This window comes from Terriglobia bacterium, from assembly GCA_020073185.1.
Lineage (GTDB): Bacteria > Acidobacteriota > Terriglobia > Terriglobales > Acidobacteriaceae > JAIQGF01.
In genome coordinates this window covers 1-13,312 of sequence record JAIQFT010000042.1, presented here as the reverse complement: position 1 = coordinate 13,312, position 13,312 = coordinate 1, and the positions used below count along the sequence as shown (strand labels likewise).

Below are 13,312 nucleotides of genomic sequence, written 5' to 3'. Positions count from 1 at the left end.
ATTCCATGGTGAGCCGGCAGGCTAGAAAAGCTGCAGTGTTGACGTTGGCCCTACTGCTCGCAGCGGGCAGCACAATCGCCGTATGGGCGCAACGGACCAGCGGAAGCGAAGCGGGTGAACTCGTTGGCCGGCCGGAGATGTCGCGGGCGTGGCCGCCGCCGGAGGTAGACGAGGATAGTCTCCCGGTCGCGGCAGACGTTCAATGCTCCCTGCCGGATGTACTGCAGGCGGTCAGCAATCACGTTAAGGAGCTCATCGCCAACCTGCGCGAGTTCGATGCGACCGAGCGGCTCGAACACCAGGAATTAGAAAGGAATGGACGCTGGGGTAAGCCCGAAGCCAGAACGTACAAATACCAGGTGGACCTGTACGAGGGCCCTGGTGGGCTGGTGATGGACGAGTTCCGGAGCAGCAACCGGCCGACGCAAGGGCACCCGGCGGAATTGCAAGACCGGGGCCTGCCGGCGCTCGCGCTGGTGTTTCACCAGGAATTCCTTGACGCCTACGCGATGAAATGCGAGGGGCTGGCACAGTGGAACGGGCAAGCTGCATGGCAAGTACGTTTCGAACAGCGGCCGGACCGGACGTCGCGGCTGCGAGCTTACGTCGTCGGGCACAGCGTGTTTCCCGTGCACTTGAAGGGGCGCGCTTGGATCTCGGCTGACAAGCACCAGGTGCTGCGCTTGGAGACCGATCTCCTGACGGTATTGCCGCAGATCCGACTATTCCGGGAACACATCGCGGTGGAATATCAGGCGGTGCGCTTCGAAAAACGCAACGTGGAGCTGTGGCTGCCTGGCAGCGCCGAAATCTACATGGATTTCCGCGGGCACCGCTACCGCCGCCGCCACACCTTCAGCGACTTCCTGCTGTTCTCGGTGGATGTGCATGAGCAGGTGACCGCACCGAAGCAGCATTGATTCTACGGCTCTGCGATCCCGCTCAGCACCTCAAAGAACTCGGGGTAGGAAATGCGCGCCGCGTCCGCGCCATTGATCACGGTCTCGCCCTCGGCGCGTAATGCCGCAACCGCGAACGCCATGGCGATGCGATGGTCGCCACGCGCGTCAATCTCGGCGCCATGCAGCTTCTGCCCGCCCGGCACCAACAGCCCGTCTTCGCGCTCTTCCACGCGAGCTCCCATCGCGCGCAGGTTCGCCGCCACAGCCGCTATGCGGTCCGTTTCTTTGACCCGCAACTCGCGCGCGTCGCGGATCTCGATGCCCGTATCGGTGTAAGGTCCGATCGCCGCCAGCACCGGCAGTTCGTCGATCAAGGTTGGAATCTCAGCCCCGCTGAGCACGGTTCCATGCAGTGGCCCGCCCATCACTCGAATTGTTCCCACCAGCTCGCCGTTCCGGTCTTCGGCATCCAGCAGCATGGTCCGCAGGCCCACAAGGTTCAACTCGTCGACGATCGCGGCGCGCGTTGGGTTCAACAGCACGCGCTCAATGATCAGGTCCGACTCCGGAAACAGCGCCGCCGCGCACAGGAAGAACGCGGCCGACGATATATCGCCCGGCACCTCCGCCTCGATCGCCGCCAGCCGCTGGCCGCCGCGGATGCCGGCGCGATTTCCCGCCCGCTGCACCTTCCCACCGAACGCCTCCAGCGCCAGCTCGGTGTGATCGCGCGTCGCCAACGGCTCTTCAACCCAGGTCTCGCCCTCGGCGAACAGTCCGGCCAACAGCACGGCGGACTTTACCTGCGCGCTGGCCACCGGCGTCTTGTATTCAATCGCCTGCAGGTGTCCGCCGCGAATACGCAACGGCGCACAGCCATCGCGCGATTCGATGCGCGCGCCCATGGCCGTCAGCGGCTCGATCACGCGCCGCATCGGCCGCCGCGAGAGCGATTCATCGCCCACCATCTCCGCCGCGAACTCCTGCCCCGCCAGGATTCCGGCGAGCATGCGCATAGTCGAACCGGAGTTTCCGCAGTCCAGCGCCTGCGCCGGCCCGCGCAGCGCGCCGCCGCTGATCTCAATGCTACCGTCCGCGCTCCGCTCCACCCCTGCTCCCAGCGCCGCCATGCAGGCCAGCGTGCTGGCGCAATCGGCGCCGCTGGAAAAATTTCTCAGCCGCGTGCCTCCCTCGGCGATCGCGCCCAGCATGGCGTAGCGGTGCGAGATGGACTTGTCACCGGGCATGGCTACGCTGCCGCGGATATTGCGCGCCGGACCGACAACGACCTGGTTTTCGTTTTGCATCGTGCTGCGACTCACGCCCGAGCTGGCGCGGACGAACTCGGCTCTCCTCGTGGGTTTCAGGCGCGCGCAGCGGTGGATTCCGCCGCACTCATGCCATCAGGACTTCATCCTGGAGGTTTCCTGCAGCACGCTCGCCGGCACTTCCTTCAGCGCCACGCTGAACTCGAACCTCGGCGTCTCCACGCCGCGTCCCCAGCGGTTCACTTCCCAGTGCGCGCGCAGGAACTTGACGTCCACCGGTTGCGTCAGGTCGAGCAGCAGCGGATGCTGCCCGCGATAGAATTTTTGCGGAAACGCCGCCAGCGCTTTCGCGCTCCAGGTGGTTCCGTCGGCCGAGCCGAACACGCTCACATCCAGCGACTCCTGCTCGATCACGTTGATAATGTTGAGCGTCAGCAGAAATACACGGCTCTGCGCGCCGCTGATGTCCAGGCTCGCGCCGTCGCCTTTGGCGGTAATCGTAGTTTTTTCGGGTACCAGGAAGGCATCAACCATGATGCCGGAATTCTAACATTGCGGAATTGCCGAACTGCAGAATTGGGGAATTGGTAATCGGTCAGTGCGAATCTCAGGGGTGATTCATGCTCTAACACCCGCTCCTCGGGTCCATTGGAGCGCTGTTCGCCCACTCGCTTGGCAAAATAGGCGAAACGCGGAACCAGAAGTGGCAGAGGATAAGGTAATGATCGTGCGGCTCGTCGAGGTTTTCAATTCTGCAGTTCGGCAATTCCGCAATTCTGCGGTTGGGTAGTTCCGCACTTCCGCAATCTACTTCGAAGCCGAATCCAGAAATTGCCGGATGATCCTCGCTGCCCCCTCGTGCTGCTCGAAGACCGCGTAATGGCCGGCGCGCGGAATCACCTGCAGCGTGCTGCCCGCGATATGGTGCTGCATCACCTCCGCCTCTCCGACTCCCGTGAGCGCGTCCTCGTCTCCCGTGATCAGCAGCGTTGGCACATCAATGGTGGCCAGCGTCGGCGCCGAATCCGGACGCTCCGCCATCCCGCGTTGCACCGCCGCTACCCCCGCCGGCGTCATTTTCATCATCATCGTGCGCGCTCTCTCCGCCAAATCCGGCCGCGTGGTGCGCGTGGTCTCCCCCAGCAGCTTCGGGATCATGGTATCCACGAACGGCTCCACTCCGCGTTTCTCCACATCCTCCGCCGAGCGCAGCCGGTTCGCGCGCGCCTCTTCGTTGTCCGCGCCTGCTTTGCTGTTACACAGGATCAGCGCCGATACGCGCTCCCGCAGGCGCCGCCAGAACTCAAACAGGACGTACCCGCCGATCGACTCTCCCGCAAACACCGCCTTGCGGACCCCGTTGTCATCGATCACGCGCGCGATGTCCGCCGCGTGCTTCTGCATCGTCGCCGGCCCTTCTCCCACTCCCGACTCACCGTGTCCGCGCAGGTCGGGCAGGATTACGCGGTAGCGTGTCGCCAACAGCTCCGCCACCGGCATCCACACTCCTCGATGGGCGGGAAACGGGTGCAGCAGGACCACGTCCGGCCCGCCGCCCATCACCTCATAGAAGATTTCTGTATCGGAGCTTCGTACCCGCATGGATGTGGCACACGCGCCCTCGCCTGTGCAGCATAACAGGATTTCTAGACTGAGGCCGCGGCGCCTCGCCGGGGCTGCACTTCAAATTGCGGAATTGACGTCGCGGGGGACACCCTCGGCCACCGCGTGCAGATTCCGAACCAAGGAGATGTTCTTCAACTCTGCTGCGTCGAAACCGTTGTCCCAGCAGGCACGATGGCCACATACTCTGGCGCTTCCGGCACGACGATCCACGCCACGATATAACCGATCACCCAGAATGGCAGCATCAGGATTCCCGCCACCAGCCAGACCAGCCGGATCAGGGTCACGTCGAGGTCGAAGTATTCCGCGAGCCCGGCGCACACCCCGGCGAGCTTGCGCCCCTGCCGAGGCCGCACCAGCTTCCGCCGCGCCACCACCGCGGCCACGCGCTTGCCGCAGTACGCGCAAACGTTGGCATCGTCCTGGATCACTTTGCCGCAGTAATTGCAGTACATGTTCGCCCCCAGCAAGATTCCTACGAGATAGGATACGTCGCTGCCGGTGAAAAGGTTCCCGCCTGAAGCCCGCAACCCGAAGCCTGAAACCTATTCATGTTCCCGCCTGACGCCTGGAGCCTGAGACCTGTTTATTCATTCCGATACGGCTGCTTGATGTACTTCTTCGCCACTCCCGCTCGCTCCGACTTCCCTTCCGCCGCGATCACCGCCTGATACCGCTGTACTGCCTGCTCGCGATTGTGCGCCGCGTCGTACATCTCTCCTGCCGCCAGGTTTGCCCGCTGCCGCAGATCGGGATCCGCCGCCGTGTACTGTTGCACGGTATCGTACGCCTCGGCCGCGCCGCGGAAATCGTGTTGCCCGCGTAGCGCCTCGCCCAACCCGTAGTACGCCATCTCCATGCGCGACTCCGCAAACATGCCGGCCTTGCTGTCTTCCAGCAGCTTGCGAAACGCGGCGATGGCCTCCGGCCCATGCCCCGCGGCATTCATCAGGTTGGCGTTCTCCAGCCGAAACAGGAAATTCCGCGGGAAGTCCGCTTCCAGCCCGCCCACCAGCTTCAGCGCCTCCGCATATCGCTGCTCCCGCCGCAGAAATAGCGACAGCGCGATCTTGGAATCCACCGACGTCTCTCCCCCGCCCTGCCCTGCCGCATCCAGGTATTCGATTCCCTTGCTCTTGCTGCCGCTCAGCCCCGCCACCGAGGCCGCCACCTTGATCGCGAAGTTGACGCTCCCCATCACGTAATTATGGATCCCCACCACCATCTTCGCGTCCGCGTAGCTGGGATCCAACTCCAGGACGCGCTCGTGATCCCGGCGCGCACCCACCGCGTTCCGCAGCGCCGAGAACCACGCCTTCTCCACCAGTCCGATGTAGAGGGCGCGCGTCGCGCGTGTCACCCCGCGGGCATAGAGCGCGTCCACGTCGTTGGGATTCGCCTTCAGACGCGCCTCTTCCAGTTGGAATGCGCGGTTGATCAGCCCCTTGATCTGCTCCTGCATCTTAGGATCAACGGGAAACTGTTTGCTGGTCAAGAAACTGTTCTTGGAGTACAGCTCGGTATCCAGCGCCCCAATCCGATACAGCTCGCGGAACAGCACGCCCGACAGCAGGTGATTGGTGGCAAACGGATCGTCGGGATGGGCCTTCAGTGCCAGCTCGAACTCCTTCACCGCCTGGTCGTATTCCAGGTTGTAGAGGTGCTCGAAGCCGCTGCGCGTGTTGACGTCGTTGGGCCGGAACTTGAGTTTGGAAATTCCCGCCGGTGCGCTTCCTGCCGCCGCCGCAACCGACGTAGCTAGCAGACCAATAACAACGTAGAGCATCGTGCCGCGGATATTGCCAGGAGGATGCGCGCGCCGATCGGTTCTCATAGCGGGGGTCTTTGCGCAGTTTACCTGATGGGCGTTCCCCGCCAAAGCAAGTCCGATATCTGCTGTCGCAACTCACAACTCTGTTTCTGCCGCCTAGCTGCCAGCTTCCAGGCCCGCGAAATCTCGCCCCCGTGCGACGACTCATAACCCACAGCTTGGTACTCCCTCCCGCTTCCGGGTAATTTCTCCCCATTAATCCTCTTGCTGCGCATCCGACTTGGCTCATAACTCATTGATAACTATGACGCACCCGCGGCCCCACTTTGGCGCGTCACCTGCCCCTCATTCCACGGGGAGATGGAGGATGTCATGCCGGAAGCAGCGCACAACGTTCAGAAGGAGTACTGGCGGCCACCGGGCCAGCCGCCGCACGCGATGGAAGTCGCAACCGGCCAGCTTATCTGCTCGCAATGCGGCACCGAGTTCGTGGTCGGCGCCCGGTTTTGCCATGTTTGCGGTTCCGAACGCGGGTCTTTGATCGGTGCCGGCAGCCGCTGGGTGCAATGGCTTGATTTTACCCGCATCCGCGAAGGCCTCGGGTTCTCCATCGGCGCCCTGATCGCCTTCGTCGCCGGGATGGGATGCATCATCGCCGCCATTGCTACCGGCTTCATCTATTCCGCCGCCACCGTCCTAGACTGGCAGGCGATCCAGATCTGGCGTATGGAATGGCTGCTTGCCGCCGCTGCCGCGCTCCTTGCCGCTATCCTGCTCAAGAAGCCCGGCGCCCGCTGACCGGATTTCCACTCCCCACACGATGGGCACGGCCGACCGTGCCCTTATTTCGTGTCCAACGTCCTTTGATGGCTAGTGAGGCGCTGGAATCGCGTGCCCCAAGCCCGCCCGAAAGTAAATCCAAAGTAACCTGTTTCATTTTGATACTCCGCAAAAACGCCCTCAAAACCGGACAACTCCTCCCTTTTTCCCGCCTTCTAAGTAATAGACGGCAGGGGGGATCGGGATAGTTACCCTCCCCCAGGATCCATCCTGCCGCCCGGGCCGAAACGCCACTTTGTCCGGAAAGTCAACCCCAGAATCTCCGCGCCCGGTTGACTTTTCCCCCGTGTTTGCTAGCCTTGACAGACCCGTATCTCGGGGGAGGGACGACTTATAGAAAACGCGAGGTGTTAATGCGACGAGTACTGACCAACATTCTGGTGATCTTGGTTTCGGTCACCGGCCTGGAGGCGGCACCCCGAACGAACACGCGCCCAGATCAGAAAAAAGTAGATAAGAGCATCGATAAGACGAACGCCGCATCCAGACCACGGCCGAAGCCGCACAAGCCCTACCAGATAGGCACCGCCTCCTGGTATGGGCGTCACTTCCACGGCAAGCCCACGGCCAGTGGAGAGCCCTTTAACATGTACCAGTTCACCGCCGCCCATCGGCGCTTGCCCTTGGGCACCCTGGTCCGGGTCACCAACCTGGACAACGGTGAATCGGTAGTCGTGCGGGTCAACGACCGCGGTCCCATGCCCAGGGCCCGGATCATTGACCTATCCTACGGCGCAGCCCGAATGATCGGCCTCAGTGGGCCGGGGCTGGAGCCCGTTCGCTTGGATATTGTCGAACCCGCCGCGGAAATCGCCCAATCCGAGGCTTTTTTGCCTTAAACTGGCCGCATGTCCGACATCCGAGAGCGCCTGATCGTCGCCCTTGACGTTCCCAATGCCCCCGAGGCACGCAACATCGTGGCGATGGTCGGTGACTCGGCCCAGATTTTTAAGGTCGGCAAGCAGCTTTTCACGGCCGAAGGTCCGCAGGTCGTTCGCGACCTCGTCGCCTTCGGCCGTGATGTCTTTCTCGACCTCAAATTCCACGACATCCCCAACACCGTCGCCGCCGCCGTCCGGCAGGCCGCCCAGCTTCGCGTCCGCATGTTGACCGTCCACGCCTCCGGCGGCCTCCGCATGTTGAAAGCCGCCGTCGAAGCCGCCCGGTCCGGGGTGGCAACGGATTCCAGTGCTCCCACAGACTCGCCGTCCAATTCCGCAGTTGCGCGATTCCGGGCAATTCCCCGTCCCCTGATCCTGGCCGTCACCGTCCTTACCAGCCTCAACGACGAAGATCTCGTGGAAATTGGCGTCTCCGGACGCGTCCTCGACCAGGCCCTCCGTCTCGCCGACCTGGCCCGCAGGGCCGGCTGCGACGGTGTCGTGACCTCCGCCCGCGAAGTCCGCGAACTCCGCCGCGAGCTTGGCCCCGGCTTCATCATCGTCACTCCAGGCATCCGTCCCGCCGGAACCGCTCAGCGGAAAGATGATCAGGAACGCGCCGCTACACCCGCCGAAGCCATCGCCGCCGGCGCCACCCATATTGTCGTAGGACGACCCATCACCGCCGCCTCCGACCCCGCCGCCGCTGCCCGCCGCATCCTCGCCGAAATCTCCTCCGCCTGCCCCGTCACGGTTTAGGCGGAAGCGCCGGGCTTTAAGCTCGCCGAAACACAACTCTTAGAGGGTGTCATTCCGAGGGAGGACGCGCCATACAACCAGTACGCGCCGGGTTTGCGCGTGCGGGTTGGCGCGTCCGAATCGAGGAACCTGCTTTTCTCATCGACCTTCGACCAACGACCACTTATCCGCCGTGCATCCGAATCGAGGAATCTGCTTTTCCTATCAACCATCGACCATCGAACCATCGACGGCTTTGCCGTTCTTTCCCGCCATCGACCGTCGACCAACGACCATCGACCGCTTCCCCCGCTTACCAATTCTCCCTCCGCCCGTCCAACCGCCTGAAGCGGGAACCCGGGAGCCTGCCATGAAATCCACTAAATCCGTAATCCTCGGCATCCTGTGCGGCGCCCTTGCCGCCTTCGCCGCCCACGCGCAGGTCACCCTCGCCGTTGCCCCACCCTTGTCGCTCGCGACGCAGCCCATCCTGAGCGCGGCTCAAGGTGAGCGACAGGGTGGGTTCACAGAGGAGTTCCACCAAACCTACCCGCTCAATCCCGGCGGACGCATCGAGCTCAAGAACATTAATGGCCGGGCCTCCATCACCTCCTGGAACCGCAACGAGGTCAAAGTCGACGCCCTCAAGTACGCCGGCACCCGCGAGAGCCTCGCCGAGGCCGAGATCCAGGTTCGCGCCGACCTCAGCTCCATCGCCATCAAGACCCACTACCAGGACCACAACCTCACCTTCACCGACAACGATCCCATCCACAATCCCGCCAGCGTGGACTACACCCTCACCGTTCCCGCCGACGCCCTCCTCGACGGCATTAAGCTGGTCAACGGCAACCTCGACCTGCAGAACATCTCCGGCGACGTGCACGCCTCCTGCATCAATGGACGCCTGCGCGCCAGCGGCCTGCGCGGCCGCACCGATCTTTCCACGGTGAATGGGACTTTAGATGTGAGCTTCAACTCAAGAAGCGGTGTCATCCTGAGCGAGCGCCCTGGGGTTGGGCGCGAGTCGAAGGACCTGGGCGAGCGACCGGCGCACGATGAGCGAAGCGAATCGCATAACGCGCCGACGCGAGCATCCGAATTGGCCGACGTCAAACTGAAATCGGTGAACGGCAGCGTCGTGCTGACGCTTCCCTCCGACGCCGACGCCGAGGTCACCGCCAAGACCGTCTCCGGCTTCATCAACAACGATTTCGGACTTCCCGTGAACGACGGCCGCTACGTCGGCCACTCCCTCGCTGGTCGCCTCGGCTCCGGCGCAGCCCACATCGAACTGAAAAATGTGAACGGATCAATTTCCTTACAGCGCGCCTCCGACGGCAAACCCCTCAGCCCCGCCACCAACTTGTTACCGCCTAAGCGCGCCGAGCTGGATTAGCGGCGAGGCTTCAGGCTGCAAGCTTCAGCCGTGTGGCACACGCGCCCTCACGTGTGTGATGTGGCGCGCTCGCCCTCGAGCGCGATGTTTGCATTTTAGGTATTAACGCCACGTTTCGGGTGGTTACCCACCCCCCTCCCCCCATTCAGGAGCAAGGTTTGAGCCGCAAGGCAAGCCGCAATAAGCAGTTGCGAGTGAAACGGTATCCGCGAATACCCCACGGTGTCCACGGTATGACCCACGGTAACCGCAGGTTACCTGGAGGCGGCACTGTTTACTGCTAAGTACATTCCGGGGGATGACGGCGAACGACATTTGTTATCAAACAGCTAACCAGTGGCCATGAAAACACAACCACCTCCGCCACCTGAGCGGAAATTCCAGGATAGCGGGTTGGGGCAGAGTTGTCTGTGACAAGCAAGAAGAATTTTCGTAGTGATTTGTTCTGTTTGCAGAAATCGTGGCCTTGGTGGTCGGAAATCGGTAATCCATTTTCGATTGTCGGTGGTCGGTTTTTTGTTCGGGGCGTCTCGGTCAATCCAGCGGAAGTAAGCTTGTTGCGACTGTAACCTCAGGGCAGCTCACGGCCGGCTTGCAGCATTTGGCTGTAGCCTTTCGCCCGAAATGACCTTGGGGCTTTCTATTTCGTACGCGTGGAAAATGCTACAGTGGGTCAGCGTTTGTCCGATGACCACAAGCACGGCAGCACATCCGCAACCCTACACCGACTCGGTCGCTCACGATGCGTTGCTTCCGCCTGAACTCCGCAATATCCGTGACTCCCAAACCGATCTCCCGCGCATTGCAAAAGACCCGAAGCTCACGGCTTTGATTGATTCGATCGTCCCACGAATTCCGACAGTTCACGATCTCCACCGGGCCGACGCACGTCGGCGGCTCGCCACGATTGCTTCTGAGACGGTGCATCTTGTCGTCACTTCGCCGCCCTACTGGACACTGAAGGAATATCGGCAGTCAGAGGGCCAACTCGGGTTCGTCACCAATTACGAGAAGTTCTTGTCGGAACTCGACAAGGTTTGGCAGGAGTGTCGGCGAGTGCTCGTTCCGGGCGGTCGGCTCATCGTTGTCGTCGGCGATGTTTGCTTGTCGCGCCGAAACAACGGCGGGCGCCATATGGTCGTGCCGCTGCATGCCTCAATCCAAGAGCATTGCCGCGCCATCGGCTTCGACAATCTCGCCCCGATCTTCTGGTACAAGATCGCCAATGCCAAGCATGAGGTCGAAAATGGTTCCTCCGGGTTTCTGGGCAAACCATACGAGCCGAATGCGGTCGTCAAGAACGACGTCGAGTACATCCTCATGCAGCGCAAGTACGGTGCATACCGGAAGCCAGCCGTCAGCACTCGGATTCTGAGTGTCATATCCGCCGCGAATCACCAGAAATGGTTCCAACAGATTTGGTCGGATGTCACCGGCGCCTCGACCAAGGACCATCCTGCGCCGTTTCCCCTGGAGCTGGCATCTCGATTGATCCGGATGTTCAGCTTTGTTGGCGACACTGTGCTCGATCCATTTCTTGGCACCGGTACCACCAGCCTTGCAGCGGCGCTGGCGGGGCGACACAGCATAGGCATTGAGGTTGACGAGCACTATTTCAATATGGCCGTCGCGCGGCTTGGCTCTGGCGCCGCCCACATCGAGCTGAAGAACGTGAACGGGTCAATTTCTCTGCAACGCGCCTCCGACGGCAAACCCCTCAGCCCCGCGACCAACCTGTTGCCACCCAAGCGCGCCGAGATGGACTAGGGGCGAGGCTTCAGGCTTCGGGCTGCAGGCGCAAGGCTTCGGGTGTCAGGGTCCAACTAACTCCTAAGGTAGTGTCATTCCGAGCGCAGCGAGGCACCTGCTTTTGATTCGCTTGCGTGTGTGATGTGGCGCGCTCGCTCTCGAGCGCGATATTTATCTTCTAGGTATTAACGCCACGCTACGGATGTTTATCCACCCCCCTCCCCCCTCTGTTTGAAGGAAAGCTAGCGATATTCGGAGAAGTCAGGCGGTTGCGGCCAAAACGGCGTGCCCGAGTCACCGAGGGATTTCCCCGGGACGTAAGTCCCGGGAGGTTTGACGGAGAAACGTCCGGAGTCCCGTGGGGACGGCACGAGCACACATCGGCACCCAACGAAAAGCACGTTGGGGGCACCCGACCAGCACCGCAACGGCACATCATGTTGCTGGGAGTGGCAGTTGATTGTATGCTCGACAACATTCTTGCATCGATATGACAGGACAAGAGGCGCCAACGCAGCAAGGCGGCGAGAGCCGGTCGTACCCATCGTCCGATGTCAAATTGCTGTTTGGGTTGTCAGCGGGTCGCTGCAACGAGCCGACCTGCTTCGCCGAAGTCCTGGTCAATGCAACGCAGTTCGATAAAGCGGTGGTTGTCGGCAAAATTGCACATATAGAGGCGCACTCGGACAAGGGACCACGAGCAAATCCTAACCTGACTAAGAAGGAACGCGATTGTTACCTCAATTGGATTCTGTTGTGTGGATATCACCACGACATCGTTGACGCACAGGATTGCACGTACACCTCCGAGCTGCTGCTCGGGTGGAAACGCGACCACGAGCGGCGCATTAACGATGCGCTCGGTGCTGCTATGCCACTGATCACATACGCCGAGCTTGCAGTAGTAACAGCGGGCGTCGCCCTTTCCATAGCTGGAACACCTGCAGCGGACTTACACGTGACTGCTCCCGCCGCGAAGATGGAGAAGAACAAACTCACAGGGGCCGTTCAGCACTTCCTATTGCTTGCTCTCGGTAAAGCTCCTGACGTGAAGCGTTTCGTAGAACATTACGCCAAAGTAGATCCGGAATTCCCTGAGCGTTTGAAGGCGGGCCTAGCGAACGAGTATGCTCGCCTCCACAGCGGTGGTGACGAGGGTGATCGCCTCTTTGAGGCGCTGATGTGGTACGCCGCTGGCGGGCGCATGACGGATCTGCGACACATGGCAGCTGGCCTCGCAGTCCTTGGGTACTACTTCATGATTTGTGAGGTGTTCGAGAAGTGATTCTTCCTACAAAACATATCCCATTACGATCCTCGTTGCTTGGAGTAGGTGCTTCCCTGTTGAGTAACCTGCGAAAACCCATGACGGTGAGCGCCCTATGGGAGCACTGCCGGGATATCGATGAAATTGCAACGTTCGAACGCTTCGTGCAAGGGCTCGATCTACTGTACTGCCTCGGCACGATTAATTTCGAACGCGGACTACTCGTGAGATCGGAATGATAAATCGCGTTTTCTCTGATCTTCCAGGATTCAAGGAGGTCTCATTCGACTCCGGTCTGAATGTCGTTTTGGCTGATCGTACTCTTGAGTCCACGAAAAAGGACACACGCAATGGGTTGGGAAAGTCGACTCTAATAGCTATCATTCACTTCGTATTGGGTTCGAAATTGTCGGCCGACAATCCTCTGCGGCATCCGGAGTTGCATGGTGTAACGTTCGGTTTGGACCTCACCCTTTTCGGAAAGCGAATTACCGCGACCCGTAGCACGCGGGTGCCAAACCAAGTCCTGGTGACCGGAGATCTGCCTTACAGTTCCGCAGGAAGCTCCTCCCCGAAGAAAGTCGGCTTGCCCGAGTGGACTGGGACTTTGGGCCTAGCTTGGTTTGGATTGCCTGCAGAATCTGAACGCAAGTATCGGCCGACGTTCCGCAGCGCCATTTCATACGTAGCTCGATCTGGCAAAGACGCGTACAGTAGCCCGTTTCGGACGCACCGAGAGTGTCCCGCTTTTAGTTGGAGGTTGAAGAGCGGCGCTCGGGATCATGTTACGCGACCTCCTGCTTAGTCGCAGCTTTTTCTGTTTCTCCTCTTCCTAGGATTGCTCTCAGTTGCCAGATGTCCTTCCAGCCCA

Annotated in this window: 12 protein-coding genes; 7 read left to right on the top strand and 5 right to left on the bottom strand. The window is 61.1% G+C overall.

Annotated elements, in window-relative coordinates:
- Positions 1-35 precede the first annotated feature (35 nt).
- Positions 36-920, top strand: a complete 885-nt coding sequence (locus LAN64_14725; GenBank protein ID MBZ5569091.1) for a hypothetical protein — start codon at positions 36-38, stop codon at positions 918-920.
- 2 nt (positions 921-922) lie between these two features.
- Here LAN64_14725 and aroA read toward each other — a convergent pair whose 3' ends face one another.
- The 5 genes from aroA to LAN64_14700 all read right to left on the bottom strand — a co-directional run bounded on the left by aroA (position 923) and on the right by LAN64_14700 (position 5,630).
- A complete protein-coding gene (gene aroA, locus LAN64_14720; GenBank protein ID MBZ5569090.1) occupies positions 923-2,209 on the bottom strand; it encodes a 3-phosphoshikimate 1-carboxyvinyltransferase in 1,287 nt (428 codons plus the stop codon).
- A gap of 96 nt (positions 2,210-2,305) precedes the next feature.
- A complete protein-coding gene (locus tag LAN64_14715; protein ID MBZ5569089.1) occupies positions 2,306-2,704 on the bottom strand; it encodes a hypothetical protein in 399 nt (132 codons plus the stop codon).
- Between the two features lie 273 nt (positions 2,705-2,977).
- Positions 2,978-3,772 (bottom strand): alpha/beta hydrolase, encoded by a 795-nt coding sequence (locus LAN64_14710; GenBank protein MBZ5569088.1) that lies wholly within the window; start codon positions 3,770-3,772, stop codon positions 2,978-2,980.
- 155 nt (positions 3,773-3,927) lie between these two features.
- Positions 3,928-4,251, bottom strand: a complete 324-nt coding sequence (locus LAN64_14705; GenBank protein ID MBZ5569087.1) for a PspC domain-containing protein — start codon at positions 4,249-4,251, stop codon at positions 3,928-3,930.
- Positions 4,252-4,382: 131 nt separating this feature from the next.
- The gene (locus tag LAN64_14700) at positions 4,383-5,630 is read right to left on the bottom strand and encodes a hypothetical protein (GenBank protein MBZ5569086.1); all 1,248 of its coding nucleotides are present in this window, start codon (positions 5,628-5,630) and stop codon (positions 4,383-4,385) included.
- Between the two features lie 309 nt (positions 5,631-5,939).
- Between LAN64_14700 and LAN64_14695 the strand changes: the two genes are divergently transcribed.
- From LAN64_14695 to LAN64_14670, 6 genes are all read left to right on the top strand, one after another.
- Positions 5,940-6,365 (top strand): zinc ribbon domain-containing protein, encoded by a 426-nt coding sequence (locus LAN64_14695; GenBank protein MBZ5569085.1) that lies wholly within the window; start codon positions 5,940-5,942, stop codon positions 6,363-6,365.
- A gap of 395 nt (positions 6,366-6,760) precedes the next feature.
- Positions 6,761-7,246, top strand: coding sequence for a septal ring lytic transglycosylase RlpA family protein (locus tag LAN64_14690; GenBank protein ID MBZ5569084.1), 486 nt, complete (start codon positions 6,761-6,763; stop codon positions 7,244-7,246).
- Positions 7,247-7,255: 9 nt separating this feature from the next.
- On the top strand, positions 7,256-8,047 hold the full coding sequence (pyrF, locus tag LAN64_14685; GenBank protein MBZ5569083.1) for an orotidine-5'-phosphate decarboxylase: 792 nt from the start codon (positions 7,256-7,258) through the stop codon (positions 8,045-8,047).
- Positions 8,048-8,396: 349 nt separating this feature from the next.
- The gene (locus tag LAN64_14680; protein ID MBZ5569082.1) at positions 8,397-9,425 is read left to right on the top strand and encodes a hypothetical protein; all 1,029 of its coding nucleotides are present in this window, start codon (positions 8,397-8,399) and stop codon (positions 9,423-9,425) included.
- Positions 9,426-10,112: 687 nt separating this feature from the next.
- The gene (locus tag LAN64_14675) at positions 10,113-11,192 is read left to right on the top strand and encodes a site-specific DNA-methyltransferase (protein MBZ5569081.1); all 1,080 of its coding nucleotides are present in this window, start codon (positions 10,113-10,115) and stop codon (positions 11,190-11,192) included.
- Positions 11,193-11,664: 472 nt separating this feature from the next.
- Positions 11,665-12,459: a hypothetical protein gene (locus LAN64_14670; GenBank protein ID MBZ5569080.1), complete on the top strand. Its 795-nt coding sequence runs from the start codon at positions 11,665-11,667 to the stop codon at positions 12,457-12,459.
- Positions 12,460-13,312 lie beyond the last annotated feature (853 nt).